This is a genomic window from Bifidobacterium sp. LH_512 (assembly GCF_056356435.1).
In genome coordinates this window covers 69274-93114 of record NZ_JBKEUE010000003.1, presented here as the reverse complement: position 1 = coordinate 93114, position 23841 = coordinate 69274, and the positions used below count along the sequence as shown (strand labels likewise).

The 23841-nt window shown below is 58.3% G+C and carries 17 protein-coding genes and 2 pseudogenes; 15 read left to right on the top strand and 4 right to left on the bottom strand.

Annotation, left to right across the window (positions count from 1 at the left end; all coding sequences use genetic code 11):
* Window positions 1–27: 27 nt before the first annotated feature.
* Window positions 28–1545, top strand: coding sequence for an L-arabinose isomerase (gene araA, locus AC1AWD_RS07180; RefSeq protein ID WP_476565106.1), 1518 nt, complete (start codon window positions 28–30; stop codon window positions 1543–1545).
* A gap of 148 nt (window positions 1546–1693) precedes the next feature.
* Here araA and AC1AWD_RS07175 read toward each other — a convergent pair whose 3' ends face one another.
* Complete coding sequence (locus tag AC1AWD_RS07175; RefSeq protein WP_476565104.1) at window positions 1694–3514, bottom strand: AMP-dependent synthetase/ligase; 1821 nt, start codon at window positions 3512–3514, stop codon at window positions 1694–1696.
* Between the two features lie 598 nt (window positions 3515–4112).
* Between AC1AWD_RS07175 and AC1AWD_RS07170 the strand changes: the two genes are divergently transcribed.
* The 11 genes and pseudogenes from AC1AWD_RS07170 (at window position 4113) to AC1AWD_RS07120 (ending at window position 17419) form a co-directional block, all read left to right on the top strand.
* Complete coding sequence (locus tag AC1AWD_RS07170; RefSeq protein WP_476565265.1) at window positions 4113–8078, top strand: thiol reductant ABC exporter subunit CydD/CydC; 3966 nt, start codon at window positions 4113–4115, stop codon at window positions 8076–8078.
* A gap of 239 nt (window positions 8079–8317) precedes the next feature.
* Window positions 8318–9634 (top strand): ABC transporter substrate-binding protein, encoded by a 1317-nt coding sequence (locus AC1AWD_RS07165; protein WP_476565103.1) that lies wholly within the window; start codon window positions 8318–8320, stop codon window positions 9632–9634.
* A gap of 58 nt (window positions 9635–9692) precedes the next feature.
* A pseudogene (locus tag AC1AWD_RS07160) lies at window positions 9693–10267 on the top strand (beta-galactosidase).
* Entirely contained in the window at window positions 10150–10980 is an 831-nt protein-coding gene (locus AC1AWD_RS07155) for a beta-galactosidase (RefSeq protein WP_476565101.1), read from the top strand. Before AC1AWD_RS07160 ends, AC1AWD_RS07155 begins: the two are co-directional and overlap by 118 nt.
* A 46-nt stretch (window positions 10981–11026) precedes the next feature.
* Window positions 11027–11994, top strand: a pseudogene (locus AC1AWD_RS07150) (LacI family DNA-binding transcriptional regulator).
* Window positions 11995–12101: 107 nt separating this feature from the next.
* Window positions 12102–12965, top strand: a complete 864-nt coding sequence (locus AC1AWD_RS07145) for an aldo/keto reductase (protein WP_476565099.1) — start codon at window positions 12102–12104, stop codon at window positions 12963–12965.
* A gap of 208 nt (window positions 12966–13173) precedes the next feature.
* Entirely contained in the window at window positions 13174–13959 is a 786-nt protein-coding gene (locus AC1AWD_RS07140; protein ID WP_476565097.1) for an HNH endonuclease family protein, read from the top strand.
* 18 nt (window positions 13960–13977) lie between these two features.
* A complete protein-coding gene (locus AC1AWD_RS07135) occupies window positions 13978–15201 on the top strand; it encodes an Nramp family divalent metal transporter (RefSeq protein WP_476565095.1) in 1224 nt (407 codons plus the stop codon).
* Between the two features lie 519 nt (window positions 15202–15720).
* Window positions 15721–16059, top strand: a complete 339-nt coding sequence (locus AC1AWD_RS07130; RefSeq protein ID WP_476565093.1) for a helix-turn-helix domain-containing protein — start codon at window positions 15721–15723, stop codon at window positions 16057–16059.
* Window positions 16056–17057: a HipA domain-containing protein gene (locus tag AC1AWD_RS07125; protein WP_476565091.1), complete on the top strand. Its 1002-nt coding sequence runs from the start codon at window positions 16056–16058 to the stop codon at window positions 17055–17057. Before AC1AWD_RS07130 ends, AC1AWD_RS07125 begins: the two co-directional genes overlap by 4 nt.
* Window positions 17003–17419: a HipA domain-containing protein gene (locus AC1AWD_RS07120; protein WP_476565089.1), complete on the top strand. Its 417-nt coding sequence runs from the start codon at window positions 17003–17005 to the stop codon at window positions 17417–17419. The genes AC1AWD_RS07125 and AC1AWD_RS07120 overlap by 55 nt, the downstream gene beginning before the upstream one ends.
* A 38-nt stretch (window positions 17420–17457) precedes the next feature.
* Here AC1AWD_RS07120 and AC1AWD_RS07115 read toward each other — a convergent pair whose 3' ends face one another.
* The gene (locus AC1AWD_RS07115; protein ID WP_476565087.1) at window positions 17458–19098 is read right to left on the bottom strand and encodes an MDR family MFS transporter; all 1641 of its coding nucleotides are present in this window, start codon (window positions 19096–19098) and stop codon (window positions 17458–17460) included.
* A 254-nt stretch (window positions 19099–19352) separates the two neighbouring features.
* Here AC1AWD_RS07115 and AC1AWD_RS07110 point away from each other — a divergent pair, with 254 nt between their 5' ends.
* Window positions 19353–19784, top strand: a complete 432-nt coding sequence (locus AC1AWD_RS07110; RefSeq protein ID WP_476565263.1) for a hypothetical protein — start codon at window positions 19353–19355, stop codon at window positions 19782–19784.
* 179 nt (window positions 19785–19963) lie between these two features.
* On the opposite strand, the gene AC1AWD_RS07105 is transcribed toward AC1AWD_RS07110, so the two are convergent.
* Both AC1AWD_RS07105 and trxA read right to left on the bottom strand, forming a co-directional pair.
* Entirely contained in the window at window positions 19964–20974 is a 1011-nt protein-coding gene (locus tag AC1AWD_RS07105) for an aggregation-promoting factor C-terminal-like domain-containing protein (protein ID WP_476565085.1), read from the bottom strand.
* A gap of 307 nt (window positions 20975–21281) precedes the next feature.
* A complete protein-coding gene (trxA, locus tag AC1AWD_RS07100) occupies window positions 21282–21635 on the bottom strand; it encodes a thioredoxin (RefSeq protein WP_476565083.1) in 354 nt (117 codons plus the stop codon).
* 365 nt (window positions 21636–22000) lie between these two features.
* On the opposite strand from trxA, the gene AC1AWD_RS07095 reads away from it, so the two are divergent.
* Entirely contained in the window at window positions 22001–22627 is a 627-nt protein-coding gene (locus tag AC1AWD_RS07095) for an NUDIX hydrolase family protein (RefSeq protein WP_476565081.1), read from the top strand.
* A 158-nt stretch (window positions 22628–22785) separates the two neighbouring features.
* Window positions 22786–23664: an alpha/beta fold hydrolase gene (locus tag AC1AWD_RS07090; protein WP_476565079.1), complete on the top strand. Its 879-nt coding sequence runs from the start codon at window positions 22786–22788 to the stop codon at window positions 23662–23664.
* The last annotated feature ends 177 nt before the right edge of the window (window positions 23665–23841 follow it).

The following is a 23841-nucleotide window of genomic DNA, read 5'->3' as shown; positions in this document are numbered from 1 at the left end:
ACAAACAACGAAGTGAGGAAACCGATTATGGTTATGGCAAACCCGTTTGAGGGCAAGGAAATCTGGTTCGGCGTCGGCTCGCAGGACCTGTATGGCGAAGAAGCGCTGCGCCAGGTGGCCCAGCAGTCCGCCGAAATCGTCGACACGCTCAACGCCACCGGCAAGATCCCGGCCAAGATCGTGCTCAAACCGACGCTGAAGTCCTCCGACGGCGTCAAGCAGTTCATGGTCGAAGCCTCCGCCAACCCGAACGTCATCGGCGTCATCGCCTGGTGCCACACCTTCTCCCCGGCCAAGATGTGGATCCGTGGCCTCGAAGTGCTCACCAAACCGCTGCTGCAGCTCAACACCCAGCACCACTTCGAGATTCCGTGGGAAACCATGGACATGGACTTCATGAATCTGAACCAGGCCGCCCACGGCGACCGTGAGTTCGGCTACATCGTGACCCGTCTGGGCATCAACCGCAAGATCGTCGTCGGCCACTACACCGATCCGGAAGTCGCCGAGAAGATCGGCACCTGGGCTCGCGCCTGCGCCGGCTGGGATGCTTCCAACAACATGAAGGTCATGCGTTGGGGCGACAACATGCGCAACGTCGCCGTCACCGAAGGCGACAAGACCGAAGCCGAGCGCGTGTTCGGCGCCTCCATCAACACCTGGGCCGTCAATGAGCTCGTCGCCGCATACGACGCCGTCAAGGACAGTCAGGTCAAAGACGTCATCGAGGACTACAAGGCCAAGTACGACGTCGATCCGGCCCTGCTGGACGCCAAGTACGACTCCCTGTTCATCGCCGCCAAGGAAGAGGCCGCCATGGTCAACATGATGATGGCCAACGGCTGCAGCGCCGGCGTCGACAACTTCGAAGACCTCGGCGCCCTGCCGCAGCTGCCGGGCGTCGGCCCGCAGCGCTTCCCGTCAGAGTACGGCTTCGGTTTCTCCGCCGAAGGCGACTGGAAGACCGCCGTGCTCGTGCGCATCGGCGCCGTGATGGGCTACGGCCTCGAAGGCGGCGCCTCCCTGATGGAGGACTACTCCTACAACTTCACCCCGGGCAACGAGATGATCCTCGGCTCCCACATGCTGGAAGTCTCCCCGTCCGTCGGTACCATCGCCAAGCCGAAGCTGGAAATCCACCCGCTCGGCATCGGCGGCAAGGCCGATCCGGTGCGCCTCGTGTTCACCGTCGCCCCGAAGAAGGATACCGTCGTCGTCTCCATGGCCGACGTGCGCGAACGCTTCCGCCTGCTGATGAACGTCGTCGACGTGGTTGAACCGCTCGGCGAGCTCAAGGCCCTGCCGTGCGCCCGTGGTCTGTGGAAGCCGGCTCCGGACCTGAAGACCTCCGCCGAATGCTGGCTGCGTGCCGGTGGCTCCCACCACACCTGCATGACCACCTCCGTCGGTCGTGAGGCATGGGAGGACTTCGCCCGCATGGCCGGTGTGGAACTCGCCGTCATCGACGAGAACACCAACGCCCGTGATTTCGAGCGTGACCTGCAGGTCTCCGAAATGTACCACCGTCTCGAAAACCGTCACTGAGCGGTAGGCGGCCGCCGTCGATTCCGGCGTGCGGTCGCCGTATGAGCCGTATGACCGCATATGAGGATGCCGCCGTGCGAAATCATCCGCACGGCGGCATCCTCATATGGCGCGCGTATCGTGTGCGTCGCGCATCATCATGACGGCGTCACTGCCGAACGCCATACACCTCGTGCGCAATCACATCGGCGAACACGCGGTTCACCATCGGACGCACCACCTTCAGCGACGGCGTCAAACACTTGTTCTCCTGAGTGAACTGCGTATCCAGCACCACAAACTTGCGCACCGACTCAGCGCGGGACACCGCCGCATTCGCCTTATCCACATACTTCTGAATCTCATCATGCACAGCAGCCGCAACGGCAACACGCTCCAACGGGGTGTCGGCGCTCAGGCCAACCGTCGGAAGCCACTGCTCCAATCCTTCCGGATCGAGCGTGACCAGCGCGGCGATGAACGGACGATTATCGCCGACAACCACCGCATGCTCGACGATCGGACACTTCGTAATCTCCTGCTCCATCGGAATGGGGGACACGTTCTTACCGCCGGCAGTGATGATGATGTCCTTCTTACGGCCCGTGATTGTCAAACGGCCGGCATCATCAAGCGAACCCAAATCACCAGTGCGGAACCAGCCATCCTCGGTGAACACCTCAGCAGTCTTCTCCGGCAGATTATGATAGCCCCGGAACACGTTCGCACCCTTCACCTGCACCTCGCCATCGTCGGAAATACGCACCGAAGCGCCCGGCGCGGGCTGACCAACCGTGCCGATCAGATTGTCGTTCACACGAGTCACCGTAAACGGCGCGCACGTTTCCGTCAGGCCATAACCCTGAATCATCGGCAGGCCGATACCGGCGTAGAAATGCGCCAGATCAACAGGCAGAGGAGCACCGCCGCACGCCACATACCTGATATTCGGACCCAAAGCGCCGCGAACTGTACGATACACCGACGCCTCATAGCCGGCATGTTCGGCAATCTGACGGGCGGTCGGTCGCACGCCCTCCTGCCGCATGCGTGACCATTCGCGCGCCGCCTCGGCGGCCTTATAGAACAGGCGGCCCTTCAATCCGGTGCCGGCCTTGCGAGAGGCCGCGTTATACACCTTTTCGAACACGCGCGGCACGCCCAGCAGATACGTCGGCTTGAACGAGCGCAGGTCCGGGAGCAACGACTTCGTATCAGGCAGATAACCCACCACGCCGTAGTCGGAGCCGATGGAGCAATACTGCACATAGCGTGCGAAACAATGCGCCAGCGGCAGGAACAGCAGCAGACGCGGATTGTTCTCGCACAGCACTTCGCCCAGGCATTCATAGCCGGCGCGCACGATGCTCAGGAAATTGCGATGCGTCAGCTCGGCGCCCTTCGGTGTGCCCGTGGAGCCCGACGTGTACACGATCGTCGCCAGATCATCGGCCTTCACCGAAGCAATGCGCTCATCTAACTCTTCATCGGAAACGACTACGCCTAGGCCTTCAAGCGCACCCAGCGCGTTCGCGTCCATCATCAGAATGCGGTTCAGCGACGGGCAATGGTCGATTACGGAATCCAAACGGTCAAAGCGCTCGCGATTGTCGGCGATGGCCAGTTTCACATCGGAATCATTTAGAATACGTTCGGCCTGTGCTGCGGAATCCGTATCGTAAATCGGCACGTTCACCGCGCCAATCGAGGCCAACGCAAAGTCGAGCACGCCCCACTCGTAGCGGGTGGAAGAGAAAATCGTGACCGCGTCGCCCTTCTGGATACCGAATGCGATAAAGCCTTTGGCGGCTGCGGTTACGGCGCGGTTGAATTCGCCGGTGGTGACGTCTTGCCAGTGGCCCGGACTGATTTTGCGTGACGCGATGACGGTGTCTTCGCCGGTGCGGGCGATGCGTTGGGGGAGCAGGGAATACAGAGTTTCGTTGTCGGCCACTTTGATGGAACCAGGAGTGGTGTATTCGCTGAGCATTGGTAGGTCTTCTTCTTTTCTGCGAATCGCCGATTCGCTCGGGCCGGCTTAGCCGGTATTTATTGGCTATGGCCATTCTAAGTTACGGATGCGTAGCTCGGTTTTGTGGGAACCGACAAGAACACTCCGCAGCCCTTTGTATGAACTGACAATCTTGTGTTACGGTGTCAATTTTTAGGTGTTTGTGGAGGCAGAGCAGCGTTCAGTGGGTGCTTTTCGGCTTCACTGGGTGCCCAAAAGCCGAGTTTTTTCAAAAAAATGGCGTTCGTGCCCCGAATTGGGCACCCAGTGAAGCCGAAAAGCACCCACTGAATCGGGCACACCGAGTTTCGGTGGACATTATTCGCGTTCAGTGGGCATTTTCCGTTCAGCAGGCACCCGATCAAGAAGATCCGTCACGGAGAATAGCCAATGATGGCGGTCGGCACTCCGAATTGAATGTCTACTGAACGCAAAAAGTGCCTATTGAAGCTGAACTGGTGTGAAAAAGCTAACAGAGGTCTGTTCAAAGCGTCGCGAAATTGGTAGGTTGAAATACGTAATGCGCGAGCAAAATAATGCGCGCAACACCGACGATTCAATCAGCAGCGAGGTTGGAATGTTCGACAAACGACTGTTTTCATTGGTTCCTGGCGTCAAAAGGCTGATCGCCGGTAAGGTTATCTGCCTGTGGGCCGGCCTGATGGCGAATATCGCTTTCGCGTTCATCCTCGTGCGACTGCTCAGCCAGCTGCTGGTCGCTTCCGATTCGAAGCTTTTTCAGTGCGATATTCAAGCTAGCCTGATCTGCCCGGCGAACCTCTATTCTCTCGGCTACGAGGAGATTGCCGCGCCTGACATCGCGCAGACGCTGTTTTCGCTTGCCTTGATCATGCTGGTGCGTTTCGTCGTCTCTCGCCTGGGCGCCCGTTTCGGCACTGAGGCCGCGGAGCGCGTCAAGCTTGCTTTGCGCGGCGCGCTCTACCGCAAAATGCTCGCTCTCGGGCCCTCCTACGCCCGCCGCGTGCGCACGTCGGATGTTATCCAGTCCGCCGGCGAGGGCATTGAGCAGATTCAGAGTTTCTTCGAATTGTTCCTCCCGCAGCTGTTTTACGCGGTTCTCGCTCCCATCACGCTGTTTTTCGTGGTTGCCCCGCTGAATATGCCGGCTGCGGTGACGCTGCTGGTGTGCGCGCCGCTGATTGTGCTGATCGTCGGCATGGTGGCCATGAGTGCTTCCCGCGTGTTCAAGAAGTACTGGGGACGTTATACCGACATGGGTGCCGCCTTCCTTGACGATCTGCAGGGTTTGGAAACGTTGAAGACTTTTGACGCGGATGCCGCGGCCGCCGGGAAGATGGATGAGAATGCGGAACGTTTCCGTGTGATGACGATGAACGTGCTGCAGATTCAGCTGCGTTCGCTCACCGCAATGGATGTCGTCGCGTATGGCGGCACCGCGCTCGGCATCGGCGTCGCTGTTTGGCAATATTTCAGCGGTGCGACGTTGACGGTTGCCGGTGTGCTGCTGATTGTGCTGCTGTCGGCTGATTTTTTCATTCCGCTGCGCCAGTTGGGTTCGTTCTTCCATGTTGCGATGAATGGCATGACGTCGACGAAGCGTATTTTCACATTGCTTGATGCGCCGGAGCCGCAGTATGGCGAGTGTCGCTTTGCTGCCGGCGGCCGTGGCGTTGCGGTGACGTTCGATCATGTTGGATATTCGTACGACGATTCCGGCAGTGCTGCTGGTGATGCAGCCGCTGGCGATGCTGTGAAGCGCAAGGCGTCTCGTGCGGCGTTGTCTGACGTGAATTTTGCGGCTCTACCGGGCATGTTGACTGCCATTGTCGGCGTTTCGGGTTCTGGAAAATCCACTGCCGCCGCCTTGCTGACTGGTTTGATGGATGATTATTCCGGTTCGATTGGCGTACGGCATGCTGTGACGTCTGATCTTGGTGGCCCGTCGACGAACGGTGTTGCGTCTGACGCTGGCCGATTGGTTGATGATGCCGTTGAACTTCGCGACCTTGATGCTGAATCCTTGACCGGTCTCGTTGCTTTGGTGTGCGCGCGCAGTCACTTGTTCGCCGGCACGTTGCGCGACAATCTGCTGATGGCCATGCCCAATGCGGGCGCCGCCAACTCGGGCGTCCCCGGCAACGCCGTTTCCGACGCCACTCTGTGGGACGCCCTGCGCCGCGCACGTATCGATGATTTCGTGCGCGAACAATCCGACGGGCTGGATATGCGCATCGAATCCGGTGCCGCCAACCTGTCTGGCGGTCAACGCCAGCGCATCGCCATCGCCCGCGCGCTGCTGAGCGACCGCGCGATCTACGTATTCGATGAGGCGACCAGCAGCGTCGACGTGGACAGCGAAGCGAAAATCATGGATACCATCCGCGATCTTGCGCGCGAAAAAACGGTGATCATGATCACGCATCGCATGGCCAACGCCGTCGACGCCGACCGAATCGTCGTCTTTGACCATGGTGCAACCGTCGAATGCGGCCGCCATGCGGTATTGATGCGTGCCAACGGCACGTATGCGGCGCTGTTCCGCGCGCAGCAGAACATCGAACAGGTCGGCCGCCGCGTGCGCGCCGGCAATCCCACGAACAGCGAATCCTTCGCGGCCGCGGTCACGTCCGCATCGCTTAGCGGCGGTGCGGTCGAATCCTCGGCGGATGTTGAAACCGTCCAAGCGGCCGTCGACGCCATGCCCATGTCACATCGCGCCCGCCGTGAAACCGTCCGCAACACGTCGCGGTCCAATCGCGGTGATGTAGGCGGTGCCGATAGCAATGCCAATCGCAGCAATGCCAGCAAATCCGCCGATTCCGAATTCTCATGGCCGCTGATCGCCCGACTGCTCGGCATGGTCGGTCCACTGCGCCCGTACATGATCATCGCGTGCACTGCCGGCACCGTCGGTCACCTCGCCGCCGCATTCCTGCCATTCTTCGGCCTGGCTGCCGTGCTCGCCGCCTCCGGCAACCCCGTGTGGGGGCTCGGCGTCGAACAGTCGCTGATCGCCATGGCCGTGTGCGCGCTCATCCGCGGCGGTCTGCGCTACGTCGAGCAATACATGAACCACAATGTGGCCTTCCGACTGCTTGCCCTTTTCCGTGCGAAAGCCTTTGCGGCGTTGCTCCGACTCGCCCCCGCGAAACTCGTTTCCAAGGGCAAGGGCGACATGATCGCACTGATCACCACCGACGTGGAACTGTTGGAAATCTTCTTCGCGCACACTATTTCCCCGACGGTGATAGCGCTTGCAACCACGCTGGTTTTCGCCGGCGTGCTAGCCGCAATCAACCCGTGGATGGCCGTGCTGTTGACCGCCGTCCATGTGCTCGTCGGCATACTGCTGCCGCGACTGTTCGCACTCGCAGTCGGTGGCATGGGCGGAAGCATCCGCAAGGAATCCTCCGAACTGGACGATGTGATGCTCGACGACATGCGTGGCCTCGACGAGATCATCCGCTTTGCGCAAGGCGAGCGGCGACTGGCCGACATTCTTGCACGCACTCGCTCGCTGTGGTCGCGCCGTCTGAAACTGAGCCTGCGCAATGGCGATTTCGCTGGGCTGGGTGGCGTGCTGGTCGTTGCGATGACCGCCGCTGCGGCGTTGCTTGCGATTGTGCTGGCGTTGGGGAACCCGTATACGACGCCGCAGCTGCTGACCGCTTTCGTGCTGATCGCCAGCTCGTTCGGCCCGACACTGGCGTTGAGCGCGCTGCCGGCCAGCCTGACGCAGACGTTCGCGTCGGCACGTCGCCTGTTCGCCCTGATGGATGAAGAGCCCGCCGTCGTGGAGAGCGGTGCCAGGAAGCCCGCTTACAGCGGCATGGCTTTGCGGGATGTGACCTTTGCGTACGATGCTGCTGGCGATTTTGCCGGTGGCGCATCCTCACATGGGGCTTCGTCTTCCGGTAGCGCAGTGCTGCAGAATGTTTCGTTGGATGTTCCACGCGCGGGGATCCTTGGAATTCAGGGCCCGTCCGGCCGTGGTAAGTCGACGGTGCTGAAGCTGTTGATGCGCTACTGGGATCCGCAATCCGGCAGCGTTGCCATGTCCGGCGTGCCGCTGCCTGAGGTTGACGCGTCGCATCGCCGCCGCGTGCAAACGATGATGAGCCAAGAAACCTACCTCTTCGACGGTACCATCCGCGCCAACCTCCTCCTCGCCCTCCCCAAGTCGGACGTTGCCGGTGAATCCTCTGCCGGGGTCACCTCTGCTGACACTGCCGCGACGGACGATCTGTTGTGGGCGGCGTTGCGCAAGGCTGCGGTTGCCGATTTGGTGGAATCCTTGCCGCAGGGCTTGGATACTCCGGTCGGGGAGCTGGGCGGTCGCCTGTCGGAGGGCGAACGCCAGCGCATCGGATTGGCTCGAATGTTCCTGCGCGACGCCGACCTGGTGCTGTTCGACGAACCGACCAGCCGTCTGGACGCTTTCAACGAATCCGTTGTGTTGCGTTCCATCAACGCGCTGGCCGAAGAGGGCGACGCCGCCATTGTGTTGGTTTCTCATCGCGACTCCACCATGCGAATCGCCGACCGCACCCTTCGCATGTAGCACTCCGCCGGCTTTTCCTTCTATCCCGAACCGTTGGAACCGCGTGGGTTTGACGGTTTGGGATTGGGGCGGGTTTTGATAGGGGTTTGACGGGGAATGGTGGGCATTTGACAAATTGATACGACTGTGTGTCATGGTGATTGCTGGTACACAGCTGTACCAAATGGAAGGCATTCGAAGGGCGTATTTCGAACGGTTAAAGGAGACTGGGAACGCGTAATCTTAAGAAATTCGTCGTGATGACGGCAAGTGTTGCCATGGTTGCGGGTTTGGCGGCGTGCGGTGGCGGCGATACCACCAACAATGCTTCCAACGCAGGTGACGCGGATAATGCCGATCTGGTGTTTTGGGGCTGGGATTCCGGAAATTCCATGAAAGATATCATCGCCGCCTTTGAAAAGGCGAATCCCGGCATCACCGTGAAATTCAACAGCACCGGTACCGCAGACGACACCTCCACCGCTTTGACCAACGCCATCGAGGCGGGCAATGGCGCTCCGGATGTAGTGATGTTGGAAGATCCGACCGTCACCCAATTCGCGGTCACCGGCGGTCTGGCTGGCCTCAGCCAGTTCGGCGCGGATGGCTACGCAGACGATTTCACCTCCGGCCCATGGAACAAACTGCAGTACAACGGCAAGCCGTATGCGCTTCCCATCGATTCCGGCCCGGAAATGTTCTTCTACAACAAGGCCGTTTTCGACAAGGCCGGTGTGAACGGCGAAGACATCAAGACGTGGGATGACTATTATGAGGCCGCCAAGAAGATTCGCGCCACTGGCTCCTATATCGCCAACATGACCGACTACCAGCCGTTCACCGCGCAGGTCTGGCAGGCTGGCGCTAAACCTTGGAAAGTTGACGGCGACAACATCACCATTGACATGGTCAACGATGAAGGCATGCAGCGTTGGGCGGATTTCATGCAGAAGCTGATCGACGAGGACCTTATCGATACCAAGACCGTCAATTGGAGCGACGAATGGAATCGTGAGCTCAACGACGGCACCATCGCTTCGCTGACCATCGGCGCCTGGATGCCGATCAACCTGATGAACGGCGCACCTGACCAGGCAGGCAACTGGCGTGTGGCCCAGCTGCCTCAGTGGAATGAGGGCGATACCGTTTCCGCGGAAGACGGCGGATCCGCATTGGCCGTGGTCTCCCAGTCCACCAATCAGGCCGCAGCCTACAAGTTCGTGGAATTCATGACTCATGGCGAGGGCGCTCAGATGATGGCCGACACGGGCACTTTCCCATCGCTGAAATCCATTCTGCAGTCCGATGATTTCGTGGACCCGAGCGTTGGCTCCCATCAGGAAACCAATGATTTCTTCGGCGGTCAGAACGTCAATGAGATTCTTGCTCAAGCCGCGCAGCGTCCGACCGAAGAATTCCAGTACCTGCCGTACAACCCGTACGCCCAGGCCACCTACAGCGATGAAATCACCCGCGCGTTCGTCGGCGAAGTCACCATGAAGGAGGCTTTGCGGAACTACGCGCAGAAACTGGCCGATCATGGCACCCAGCAGGGGTATTCCGTGACGCTGAAGTGATTCGCCGGCAGGCGGACGTATCTTGCATACCGTACACATCAACATATAAGGAGCTGCTATGCGGCGACCATTCAAATGGCCGGCACTGTTGACCTCGGACGGCAAAGGAATCGCCTACGGCGGGAACTATAACCCCGACCAGTGGCCGGAAAGCGTGTGGGACGAAGACATCCGCCTGATGAAAAGGCCGGTGTCAACACGGTCGCCCTTGGCATCTTCAGCTGGAGCCGTATCCAGCCCACAGAAGACACATGGGATTTCGTTTGGCTTGACAAAATCATCACCATGCTCGGCGAGGCCGGCATCGCGACGGATCTTGCTTCCGCCACGGCCAGCGCGCCGATGTGGTTGTATGAGAAGCATCCTGAAGTGTTGCCGCGCGATCGCTACGGTCATGTCATCAACCCGGGTTCCCGTCAGTCTTGGCGCCCGACCAGTCCTGTATTCAAGGAATACGCGCTGACCATGTGCCGCCGTCTTGCCGAACGTTACGGAGACAATCCATACGTGACCGCATGGCATGTGGGCTGGGCAACGAGTACGGTTGGAACAACCGCCACGACTATTCCGACGATGCGCTGCACGCCTTCCGTGCATGGTGCGAACGCAAATACGGTGATATCGACGCGTTGAACCACGCTTGGGGCACTGCTTTCTGGTCGCAGTGGGTCAACGGTTTCGACGAGGTGCTGCTGCCATATCACATGGGCGGTGATTCCATGGTGAATCCCGCGCAGCAGTTGGATTTCGAACGTTTCGGCAACGACATGCTCAAGGGTTTCTACTGTGCGGAGCGTGATGCGATCGCTGAAATCTGCCCTGACAAGCCGTTCACCACGAATTTCATGGTGTCGACCGATCAGTGCGTGATGAACTATCCGCAGTGGGCCGATGAAGTGGATTTCCTTTCCAACGACCACTATTTCCACGAAGGCGAATCGCATCTCGACGAGTTGGTCTGCTCGGATGCGCTCATGGATTCCATGTCGCTCGGCAAGCCGTGGTATGTGATGGAACATTCCACGTCCGCCGTGCAGTGGAAGCCGTTGAACGCCCGCAAGCGCAACGGCGAGCTGCTGCGCGATTCGCTGGCTCATGTGGCGATGGGCGTGGACGCGATCTGCTTTTTCCAGTGGAGGCAGTCCGCATCGGGTGCGGAGGCGTTCCACTCCGCGATGGTGCCGCATGCCGGCGAGAACACGAAGCTGTTCCGTGAGGTGTGTGATTTGGGAGCCGCATTGCAAGCGCTTTCGGACGTTGGCTTGCAGGGCAGTGAGTTGCAGTGCGGCGAAATGGCGTACACGTTGCAGCGCAACGGTATTCTGATTGTTACAACCGCGCAATGATTGCGTCATAAGAGAACAGTCAGACCATAGAAAGACGAAAACAGTGATGGAAGCGGGCAAAACGTCCCAAAAACGCGTCACCCTGCGTGACGTCGCCCAGGAAGCCGGGGTTTCGCTGAAAACCGCATCGAATGTCATCAACGGAACCGGCCGAATGGGCGACGCCACGCGCCAAAAAGTCAAGAAGGTCGTACAACGGTTTGACTATCGCGTCAACGTTGCGGCCCGCAACCTCAATCGCGGCAAAACCGGTGCCATCACGCTCGCAGTCCCCACGCTGACCGCGCCGTACCTGGCGGAACTAGCCAATCGCATCATCGATGAAGCCCGCCAGCGCAACTACCAAGTGTATGTCGTCACATATGGCGAAGGGTCGGCGAAGGACGCACGAAAGCTCCTGGAATCATTCAACCCCACCGTATGCGACGGCATGATCTTCTCCATGAGCGAGGTCGTCGACATCACCCCCGACGACCTCGACGTGGACTTCCCGCTCGTTGTGGTCGGCGCCCGCACCACATCGCCGTCGTCGGAGCGCATCGCCCCTATGATGAAACGCAGCTCGCCCAAGCAGTGGAAGGCAATGCGGAACTGCGTTTGCGCGGCATCATCCAAGCGCATCTGGAACAAGGTCTCACGCCCGATCCGGCGCTTGTCGGCGTCACCGGCCAAGACTGGACCATCGGAGCCGGCGCCAAAACCACTCAGCAGCTCATCGACTCGGGCATGCCGTTCGATGGCATCATCGCGTTGAACGACCAGCTTGCCATCGGAGCCGTCTCCGCGCTTACTGCCTCCGGCATCAACATTCCCAACCAAGTCCAAGTCATCGGCTTCGACAACATCGAAGAAGCCGCCTACCTGCAAATCCCACTCACCACCATGGACTCCTGCCTGGAATGGGTCAGCCGCAGCGCAGTCGACTGCATTTTGCGGCGCATTCAAGGCGAAGATCTCCTTCACGAACTCATTCGATGCCTATCGCACGTCATAGCGAGACAAACCACACGCTAAGCTGAACTGTAGCGAATACGGCTGGCACTGCCGTCGGCGGCAGCGGCAGATAACGGCATCATCGGCGACAGCCGGCATAGGAGGCCGACAACAAACAAGGAGCACACATGAGCACCCCCAATAATTCCACCATCCCCAACATCGCGCTCAACGACGGCAACAGCATCCCGCAAATCGGCCTCGGTGTGCTGCGCATCGATGATGAAGGCGTCACCCCAGTCGTCGAAAGCGCAATCGAAGCAGGCTACCGACATATCGATGGCGCAGCCGGTTACAACAACGAAGGCGGCGTCGGACGTGCGCTCGCCAGCCTCGGCTACAATTCCGGCGAAAAGCGCGCCGATATCTGGGTCACCACCAAACTGCGCGACTCCGAACAAGGCTACGACTCCGCGCTCGCCGCATTCGACCGCCAGATCGGTCTGCTGCAGCTTGACTATGTGGACATGTACATGATTCATTGGCCGACCCCATTTGACTGGCGTTCCGGCGAAACCTGGAAGGCGTTCGTGCGTCTGCGCGAGGAAGGACGTGTGCGCACGCTCGGTGTATGCAATTTCCTGCCGGAACATCTGGAGCGCCTGCATGATGAGACCGGTGAATACCCGGCCGTCAACCAGATCGAACTGCACCCCACCTGGCAGCAGCGCGAAGTCGTTGCATACTGCCGTGAGCACGGCATCGCCATTGAAGCGTATTCGCCGATGGCACGCGGCGCCGACCTGAATGCGGGCGACGGCACGATTGAACGCATCGCCGCCGCGCACGGTGTCAGCTCGGCGCAGGCGATTCTGCGTTGGCATATCGAAAACGGCACGATCATCATTCCGAAGTCTGTGCATGCGGAACGCCAGCGTGAAAACCTGGATCTGTTCGGCTTTGCGCTCACCGCCGACGAGCATGCCGCCATTGATGCGCTTGACGGACCGACCCGAGCCGGCCATGATCCGCTGACCTTCTCCTACGCCTGATCGGCCGGGCGAATCGGCCGCCGGTGGCGGACGTCTTATATGGCGGGGCTGCTAGCGGGCCTGTTGCCAGATCGTTACTGTGGTGGGCCGATTGAGGTTGCATCCAACTTGTTCAACTATTGGATGCAACGGTCTGTGACAGTCTGGAATACGGCGGCTGTAAGTTTGTGGGTTGCAAATTTTGCAAAGAGATGTTGGGTGATGCTGTATGGCGAAGCGACGTTCTTCTGATGTGCGGCGCGGCAACAGGCGGGGCAGTGTCGGCGCGCGTTTCTCGCGTCGCCTCTTCAACGCGTCCAATCCTCTGGAACGTCTGCTGATTCTTGCGATTATGGCAGTCGTCGTCGGTATCTTTTCCGGCGTACTGTTGCCGGAAATCAGTCCGATCATCGGTGATATCACCGGCGAATACACGGCAGCCGGCAGTGCGGCAGAGACCCTGCAACGTCTTATCGTCGACGACAATCAAAACGCTTCCGGCTATGATCGCGATGCTTTCGACTATCGCGGCACCGACGATGATGGCAACGGCTGCGACGTGCGCGACGACGTGCTTGCCCGTGACTTGACCGACGTCACCTACAGCGCCGCCAAAGGCTGCCAAGTCGAATCCGGTACGCTGCAGGATCCGTATACCGCGCAAACCATTGATTTTGTGCGCGGGCAGGCCACGAGTTCGCGTGTGCAGATCGATCACGTGGTCGCCTTGGAGAACGCGTGGCAGTCGGGCGCACGCGACTGGGACGCCGCCAAACAGCGACAGTTCGGCAACGATATGTACAACCTGCTTGCCGTGGACGGCCCGGCAAATCAGGAGAAGGGTTCCGCTTCGGCCGCATACTGGCTGCCCACGAATGGCGATTATCGCTGCGAATACGTGGCTCGCCAGATCGGAGTCAAAGACAAGTACGATCTGACCGTCACCACCGCCGAAAAGCGCGCCATGCTGGCCGTGCTGCACAATTGCCCCGCCCAAGAAATCCCCGCAACATAGATGCGGTAGGGTAGCGGTATGGAAGAGAAGCATGACCATGCCATCGCAGACATTCTCGGACCTGCGTTTGTAGCGGCCGTCGCATACGTCGACCCGGGCAATGTGGCCGCCAACATCACCTCCGGCGCACGATACGGCTACCTGTTGGTGTGGGTGCTGGTGCTGGCAAACCTCATGAGCGTGCTCATCCAATACCAGTCTGCCAAGCTGGGCATCGTCACCGGCAAGTCACTGCCGCAGCTGCTGGGTGAACGCATGGGTAATGCGGGGCGGTTCATGTTCTTCATGCAGGCCGAGGTGATCGCCATCGCCACCGATTTGGCGGAGGTGATCGGTGGCGCGATCGCCTTGCAGCTGCTGTTCGGACTGCCGTTGTTCTGGGGCGGCTGCATCGTCGGCATCGTATCGACCGTGCTGCTGCTGTTGCAGGGCGGGCGTACCCACCGCATATTCGAACGCATGATCATTGGTCTGCTGTTGGTGATCACGTTCGGCTTCATCGCGGGCCTGTTCATCGACCCGCCGGATGCCGGGGAATTTGCAGGCGGTCTGATTCCGCGCTTCGACGGCGTGGATACCGTGCTGATGGCCTCGTCCATGTTAGGAGCGACGGTCATGCCCCACGCGATCTATCTGCATTCGACGCTGGTGAACGACCACTATGTGCTGGGGGAGAGGCGGCCGAGCATCCGCAGGCAGCTGCGCGTCGGCAAAATCGACGTGGTATGGGCGCTGCTGGTCGCCGGCATGGTGAACTTGGCACTGCTCGTGCTGGCGGCGAATTCGCTGCACGGCATGAGCGGCACCGACACGATCGAAGGGGCTCAGCAAGCGATCCAAACGGTGTTGGGGCCTGCGGTCGGCACGGTTTTCTCCATCGGACTGCTGGCCTCCAGCCTGAGTTCGACTTCGGTGGGCACATACGCCGGTTCGGCAATCATGCGTGGATTGCTGCGCTGGGAGCCGCCCATGTGGGCCTGCCGCGTGGTGACGCTGGTGTCTGCATTGTGTGTGCTGTGGTTTGCGGAAAATCCGACGCAGGCGCTGATCGTAGGGCAGGTGATTCTGTCGGTCGGCATTCCATTCGCAGTGATCCCTCTAACCCGCTACACGCATGATCGCGAACTGATGGGCGAATATGCGGACGGTCCGTTCAAGCACGCCCTTTGCATCGTCGTGACTGCGCTGGTGGTGGTGCTGAACGTCGCGCTCGTGTTCCTGACGCTTACCGGCCAAGCGTGATGCTATGTTGTTATTCCCCTTGACGCGCACAAAATGTATGTGGCACATGCGATACGCGCACAATGTGTATGTGGCATAGCGCATTGTGCTACTAATACGCACGCAATGTGTATGTATTGCTGACACATTGCGCTCAGACCTTATGATGGGGCGCGCATTGTGTATGTGACGCCTGCACAATGTGCATGTGCCACCCACACATTGTGCGTCGCCCCACCGGTTGGCGCACAATGTGCCTTATTTGAGCAGCACATTGTACGTTTGCGTTGCTGCGTTACATGGCGATGTCGTTGGATACGGCATGGTTGGTGTCGGCCTACGCTATCGCTGCGCGGCATAGCTACAGTTCGTCGTATTTGATGTGTGCGAGATTATGTGTCAATCGCTGGTTGGGCGTAGTAAGAACGCGAAAGGCTGGCGATTTAACCAAATTAAGAAGGTTTGACTGCCGGGCTCTTGCCGCGCACAAGAAAAGTGCAGAATATTTCACTCTGTATTATTGTGTGATATATTTTGCACATGTATGTGACTTCGGTAGTCGGATATGCCAAGCTGCTGCGTAATCGGCGTCAGCATTTAGGCATCAGTCAGGAAACCATGGCTGAAAGCTTGGGCGTCTCACGACGTTGGCTGGTGGACTTTGAGAACGGTAAAGTGCCGAACCCTGGATTCGCGACGATTTTGAGCGCCTTACATATCGTGGGCCTCACGCTTGATGTGCAGCAGACGGTGACCCTCGACCGTATTGCGGAGGAGTTTGCTGACCGCGCTACCGCGAAAACCAGCCGTCCGAGTTCGAAAGTTTCCGATTTCGTAAACGGCGTATCTCGAGTGGCTTTACAAGATGGGGATGAATGATGTCGGTACATTCAGAACGCGCCAAGCGGAGCGAAAATGGGGGAGGCGTTACCCTTTATGCGTTTTTGGATCGCACTCTAGTTGGCCGCTTCTTTAAGGGATCCGGTTTTTCGCGGGCTCTTGGCCGGAATGCGGGACTGTCGTCTCATATCACGTTTTCGTACGATGAACGGTATCGGTGGCAGTCCGGTGCGACGCCTCTCTCGTTATCCCTCCCGATTGAGGAGGGCGATTTTTTCGATGACCGACCGGCGATTTTCTTGGATGCGCTAGTCTCCGAATCCATGGAATCGCGTGAAAACACAGCGCGTTTGCATAAGTCCGGGTCTGTGGATGCGTTTGATTTGCTGATGGCGGTTGGCTTGGATTCGTCCGGTGCACTGCGCTTGTCTGCTGATTCGACCATTCCGCAACGTGACGACCGCGTGTCTCCGATATCCGATGCGCAAATCGCAGTGCGCCTTCGCGAGGCCGCCCCTTCGGGCCTCCAGCCGGCTACGGAGCAGGAGCACTGGGCGGTTGCGGGGCAGCAGGGTAAAATTGCGTTGTTATGGAAAAATGGTCAGTGGTATTCGGCTGAAGGTACGGCTCGGACCACGCATATTATCAAGCCGGGGATCCCCGGCTTGCCGGATCAGGCGTTTGACGAGCATTTCACGATGCGAATCGCGCATTTTTTGGGCTTAAACGTTGCCGAAACGAAGTTCGTGCTGTTCGAGGGTGTTCCGGCGATTGTCGTGACGCGTTTTGACCGTCATCTGAACGAGCAAGGAAAAGTGGAGGCCGTTCATCAGGTTGATTTCACGCAGGCTTTGGGAGTCTCCGCTCGGGAAAAATATGAAAAGTATGGTGGTCCGAGGTCGGAGCGGTATGCGGTGATGCTGCGTCAGCATGATGCGTTTCATGAAGCTGAACGTAACGTTCAGGCTTTGCCGATGGAATCATGGCAAGCTATCTACTCGGCTCCACGGATGGCCACGCCAAAAATTATTCGCTGATTCTGGAAGGTACTCGTGTGACGTTGGCGCCTTTGTACGATCTGGCTTCCGTCTTTCCGTATGCGGGGTCTGTGGCGCATGGATACAGCACGACTTTGGCGATGACGATTGGTGGGCAGCGCAAATTGCTGCAATTGCGTGCCAAACATTTGCGTCGATTCGCGCAGCGCATGCATCTTGCTGAGGATGCTGTACTCGGAAGATTTGCCATGTTGGTGCATGCATTGCCCGAAGCGTTTGATGCTGCCGTGGAGGAGAACCGTGCTTTGCTGCCGCGGTTGGCGAACGAACATTTTGTTGATGCATATGGGAAGCGGCTGCGTTTGACATATGATGACGCATTGTCGTGGATTGCCGCATGATGCTTGTTCCGTCGTGTTACGCCGCGCCCCGCATCACCTCACACGGTGTGATCGTGATGATGCGGCAGCACATGCACGGCGTGCATGTGCGAGATCGCACGCCGCGCCACATCATGCGATGAGCCTGCGCCGTCGCCTTTCACGCCGAAGAACACGGTGAGCACCATGCCGAAGCAGATGAGTGCGCTGACGCGTAGCGCCCACTGGATGCCGAACACGTTGGCCGCAATCGCCACGTCGGCGCCGCCGCCGAGATACGTCTGGCGCAGCTGGGTGAACGTTTCCATCAGGATCACGAGGATCGGGGCGCCGACGGCTCCGGAGATCTGCCGGACCGTATTGGTGACGGCTGAACCGGCGGACACGTCGCGTGGTTCCAGGCAGTTGAGCGACCATGTGGTGACGGGCATGAGGACGAAACCCATGCCGATCTGGCGTGTGAACTGCCAGATGGACACCCACCAGATCCACGAGGTCATGGATACAAGGCTCATCATGATGGTGCCGAACAGCAGCGTGAGGGTGCCGGCGAGCACCACCGGGCGCGCACCGAACTTGTCGAGCACCTTGCCGCCGAAGAACTGCGCGATGCACTGGCCGAGCGCGCCCGGCAGCATGACCAGGCCGCTGATGGTGGCGGAGTAGCCGCGGCAGTCCTGGATATAGAGCGGCATGATCACGGTGATGGAGCTGAACGCGAAGAACGACAGCGCGGCGGTCACCGTGCCGATGGTGAAGCTGCGGTTCCTGAGCACCATGAGATTGAGCAGCGGCGGCTGCATAGCTTTGCCGTTGCTGCCCGCATCCCTAGCAGCCTCGGCAGCTTCGAATCGGCGCTGTCCATGAATTTGACGCATCACAAACCAGATAATGCCAATTATGCCGACAAGCATCGGCACCCACACCATCGGATGCGTGAAGTCGTAAGCCTCAATATTGGTAAAGCCGAACATCAATCCGCCAAAGCCGAAAACAGACAGGCCTACGGAGAAGAAGTCAGTTTTGGCGTCAGGATCGTTCGTGCCGAAATTGCGCAATCCGAATGCAGCCAGAATAAGACCGATCGCGCCGACGATAGTCAATGTCAGGAAGATGGAACGCCATCCGCTCAAGTCGGTCTGCAGGCCGCCCAAGGTTGGTCCGATGGCGGGCGCGACACTCATCGCCATGCCGACGGTGCCCATTGCCATACCGCGGCGCGATAGCGGGTAGATGGAGAACACGGTGATTTGCAGCACGGGCCACATTACGCCGGTGCCGATTGCTTCAAGCGTTCGTCCGGCCAATACAAGAATGAACGAGGGACTGATCCATGCGAGTACAGAGCCCAATGTGAACACCATCATGGACGTGATAACGATCTGCCTAGTGGAGAAACGACGAGTTAAGAATGCGGTAAGCGGCACCATCACGCCCATGACGAGCTGGAAAATCGAGGTGAGCCATTGTCCGGTGGTTACGGAGATTCCGAATTCGGAGACGATAGTTGGCAGTGCTGCGCTCAGTTGGAGTTGTGTGAAGTTGCCGACGAAAGTAATGAAGGTAAGAATGGCGATTGACACGAACGCGACATGTGTTAAATGTCCGTCTTTATATGATTCTTCGCGAGTGAGGGCGTGCGAGAGGCTGCTGTGTCGCGTCTTCGCTATTTCGTCGGGTTCTTCGCTGTTCTGTGGCATAGTGCCTTTGATCATATTTCACTCGTTTCTTGCTGTTTCTCGCACGGAATGGTGCCTTGTTGCACAGGTAACCTTCGCATCTTACTCCTTTCTTCTGTCATCGCAACACGCATGATCTCCGGATTTGAATTACAATATGCATTTTCAAATATTTTGATCAATTATTAATCTAATAATAAGAAATATATTTATTTTTATAACGGTGCTTTTTGTTATAGAATCAATATCAATTGTTATATTGAGATGGAGGGAAAATCATGGCATTATTGCAAGGTTTTGAAGAAATTAAATTGGTTGCCCCAATCGGTAAAGTTGTTGTGACCATTACGGAATCTGCTATTCGTTTCAATAAGTCCACTGCAGCTGCACTCGGATATCCGGCATATGTAAAAGTGCTGGTCAATGAAAAAACCAAGCAGATTGCACTTCAGGCATGCAGTGGTCGTGAGGGAAACGCCATCAAATTCAGCAAGCCGGAAGGCAAGCAGAATGCGTCTGTCAGCATCAAAAATGATGTCGTGCTGAACGCCGTAAAAAAGTTCTTTGATTTCCCTGAAGTTTCGGACAATGAAATCGCATACTATGCCATTACCGGAACCGTCTACGGCAACGAAAAGGTCGCCATCTTCAATGTCGATGACGCCACCAACGGCACTATGAAGAAGCGCGGTCGTAAGAAGGCCTGATCCCATACTCCTCATTCCAAAAATCGTCATATCAGCACTGATATGACGATTTCAGGATTCCACCCGCCGGGCTGTAAAACATCAAACCGTTGTAGCGGAATGGCCGCCTAAATCAGGCCAAACCGTTACGGCCGCAGGGGTTTTATGTTTCGTGTCAGCAGAATGTAATATCGGAATTTTTAATACCAGCCGTTGGCGACCCAGAAATTATAGGCGCCTTGCAGGGATCCGTAACGGCCATTGCAATATCCGACGAACCACTTGAACTGCGTCTGGTAATTGGTCGCCCAATCTGCGCCCGCGGAAGCCATCTTGCTGCCGGGCAGTGCCTGCGCCAAACCGTACGCGCCGGAGGAAGGATTCGTGGCGGTCGGATTCCAACCGGACTCATGATTGATGATGTACACGGCGGCGGAGAAATCGGCTTCGCTGTAGCCGTTGGAAATCAGATAGTCATGCGCCCAGGACTGCATTTCGCTGGCCGGAATGGTGGTACCAAGGCCGGAGCCGCTTGAGCTGCCGGAGACGTTGGAATCGCTTACGGCACCGGTTCCTACGAGAATCACGCGGTCGACCGGTGCTTTCTTCACATATGACGCGAACACGTTAGAGGAGATCACGGCATCGCCGGAGCGCGTGACCAGGCTCGTGGTCTCCATCACGCCTTCCTCGCCCTCCGACTCCACCTTCTCGGTGCCGGCCGGCAGCTCGCTGGTTTCCTTCTTCACCGTGTTGAAGGCGATTGGCTGTTCGGAGGTTTCCAATTCGGCGCCGGCGCGTTCGATTGTGATGACGGTTTTTTCGGTGACCTTTTCATCCAGCGCGGGGGAGACCGTGTCGTCCGGCTCAAGCGTGATCTCGCCGGCATCAAGCACGGACTTCACCGTCGTGAAATCGGTGCCGAGAATCACGCGCGATTTGCCGTTGATCTTGACAGTGATATACGAGGTGTCGCCGGACAGTGCGTCACGGGCGTTGCCGCGGGATGCGGCGGAAGATTCAGTCGCGGAATATGCTGTAGCTTGAGGGTGGTCGTCGGCGGTGACGGTGCCGTACATGTTCTGGGAAAGCAAGCCGCCGGTGGCAAGCAATCCGACCAGTGCGACAGAGGCTCCAATCATGGTCCACTGGTGTTTGGTCGGCATGGACAGGGTTCGCAGCACGTTGCGCTTCCTGCGGTGGTTGGCCATTATGCTCCTCGATACGGCTACAGTTCCTCGGCGGGATTCATGACGTCGGGCGTGCGCATGGCCTGCATCTGACGCGTTGCGTGCGCTTGCGCAGAAGCTTCGCCGGAAAGCACGCACGAGTCATAGTCTATAACATGTGCCCGTCTTTCCGCCATTGTATGACGTGGTTTCGGCGGACGATGACGTGAATGACGAGCGGGAACGGCCGCCGGCGCAGACGGCGTGATCGCAACGAAAACGGCGGCTTCTATTGGAAGGAGCCGCCTGTGAACGTCTGCATGTGTTCTGAACCCGTGGAAACGCGATCCTATTTGGTCGCTGCGCCTTCGACCTTGCTCAGGTCGAGCGCCTTGGCCTGAGCGATCAGGTCGTCCAGGTCGGAGGCGCGCAGGGCGCCGGCCTGCTGGAAGATCACATTGCCCTGCTTGACCACCATCAGAGTCGGCACGGCCTGCACGTGGGCGGCAGCGGCCAGATCCTGGTTCTGGTCGATGTCGACCTTGGCGAAATACACGTCCGGATTCTTTTCGCTGGCCTGCTCGAATGTCGGTCCGAACGCGCGGCACGGGCCGCACCAGGTCGCCCAGAAGTCCACAAACACCAGGTCGTTGCCGGTGATGACCTGTTCGAAGTCCTTTGAAGTCACTGCATGCGTTGCCATAAATGCTCCTTACATGTTGTACGTGTTATGCGTTTCGCAGTCGTATCTGTGCGTAAGCTCCGCCTTCGTAAAGGCGCAAGCCGCATCTGGTCCGCACAAAAGATTGCACAAGGGGTTGTCCGTTTTTGTCCGCGCCTGTCATTGGGTGTGTCCGTCCGTGTGTCGTGCGTGCCCTGTACTTCTTGTGGAAGTCGCTGGCGGTCGCTCGTTCGCGTGAGGAAACCGGGCATGGCTGCTATGACCGATACAACCATGAGCGGGCGTCCAAAATTCCCATTCCCACCTGTAATCAGCCGACAGACGAATTTTGCGACATGAACGTATGCTTACAGGTTCTTTGGATATGAGCGGTGATAATGGACGGTATGCGAGTTCTGAACGACGAAGTGCCCGACGACGACGATTTTGACGCCGGTCGTAAGCGCGGCGAATTCGACAATATTACGCCCGAAGATTTCATTCGGGGATCAGGCCGCGGCAATCCGCCCGGATGGCTTGACCGCGCCGAAATCGATGCGATGCGTCGTCGCATGCCCATTCCGTATGTGTGTATCGTGCCTATCCGCACTGACGATTTTGGCCGGATCGTCCAGGTCGGCTCGCTGCTGCGCGCCTCGTCGGACGGCAACATCGAACGCACGCTTATCGCCGGCCGCGTGTTGTACCACGAATCGATCCGCGAAGCTATCGCCCGAAATATCGCCAAAGATTTGGGCGATATCGCCCTGCCGCAGCTGCCCGCGGTATTGCAGCCGTTTACGGTCGCAGAATATTTCCCGACTCCCGGCATCGGCCGATACCATGATTCGCGCCAGCATGCGATCGCCCTGTGCTACGTCGTGCCCATTGCCGGCGATTGCAAGCCTCAGGATGAAACGCTGGATGTTGAATGGGCTTCGCCGGATGACGAGATTTTCGAGACCTTCCTTCGTCAGATGGCTAACGGCGAAGACACGATCGTGCGGCAGGCGTTGTCGATTTGCGGTCTGTGACATCGTTGCGATGCGGCCTTGCGACTGTGACGCAGTGATGTTGGAATATTGGGATGTGGCTTTGCGGCTGCGGCGTTGCGATGTTGTGATGCGATCTTGTGAATGTGCCGCCGTGTATGGCGCCTCACGTTAAGTAATGACGGATAGGATGTGACGATATGACGATTGAATTGCATAACAATGTGTACCGCGCAGTCGGTGACGCCGACAGCATCCCCCTGATTCTGGTGCACGGATTCCCCGTGGATCATCGCATGTGGGATCAGTGCGCGCAAGAAATCATCGGGCAGGCCGACGCCGCCGGTGTCAATCCTTTCCCGATTTGGGCGCCTGACATGCCCGGTGCCGGCGAAGGGCCGATCCCAAACGTTGAAGCCAGCGGCGGCGCCTCCGAAGACGGCGCATATGAGCATGCGCTTGATCGCATGGCGGACGCCTACGTGGAACTGCTCCACCAGCATGGCTATCAGAAAGCCGTATGGGCCGGCCTTTCCATGGGCGGCTATCTGGTACTTGATATTCAACGTCTGCATCCCGAAACCGTCGCCGGCGTCGCCTTATGCGACACCAAAGGTGACGCCGATTCGCCGCAGGCACGCGCCAATCGTGTGCGCATCGCCGGAATCTGCGAAACCACCGGCAGCCACGAGCCCGTCATGCATTTCGCCCAAGCTAATCCCGACACCGATTCCACCATCAAACAGTCGCAGCAATACATCGACCAGTTCACTACATGGATCAACGAGCAACCGGCCAACGGCATCGCCTGGCGCGAACGCATGGCCGCCGGCCGCCCCGACCTCAACGATCAGCTGCCTGCAATCACTGCGCCTGCAGCCGTGATCTGCGGCGACCTCGATCCTTCCAGTCCGCCAGCAGCCATGAGCTCGCTCGCCGCCAAGATGAGCAAAACCCGCGTCAAAAAAATGGTAATTGACGATTGTGGGCACTTCAGTGCGTATGAACACCCTGATGCGGTCGCTCAAGCATTGGTGACGTTAATGCAAGAAGCCTTGAAAACATTGAGGTCCGAGTGAATCGGCGTGAATGAGGAAAACGGGCGTAAAACGTCTGCTATGTGAGGGAGGTACACACAATCGTGAGATACGTATTTTCTGAAGCCGTTTTTCGGATGACGCCCGTCGAATTCCAGTCGCAAATCGGCTGAACTCCAGTCGGGAATCGACTGAATGCTTGTTCGGAACCCGTCGGAA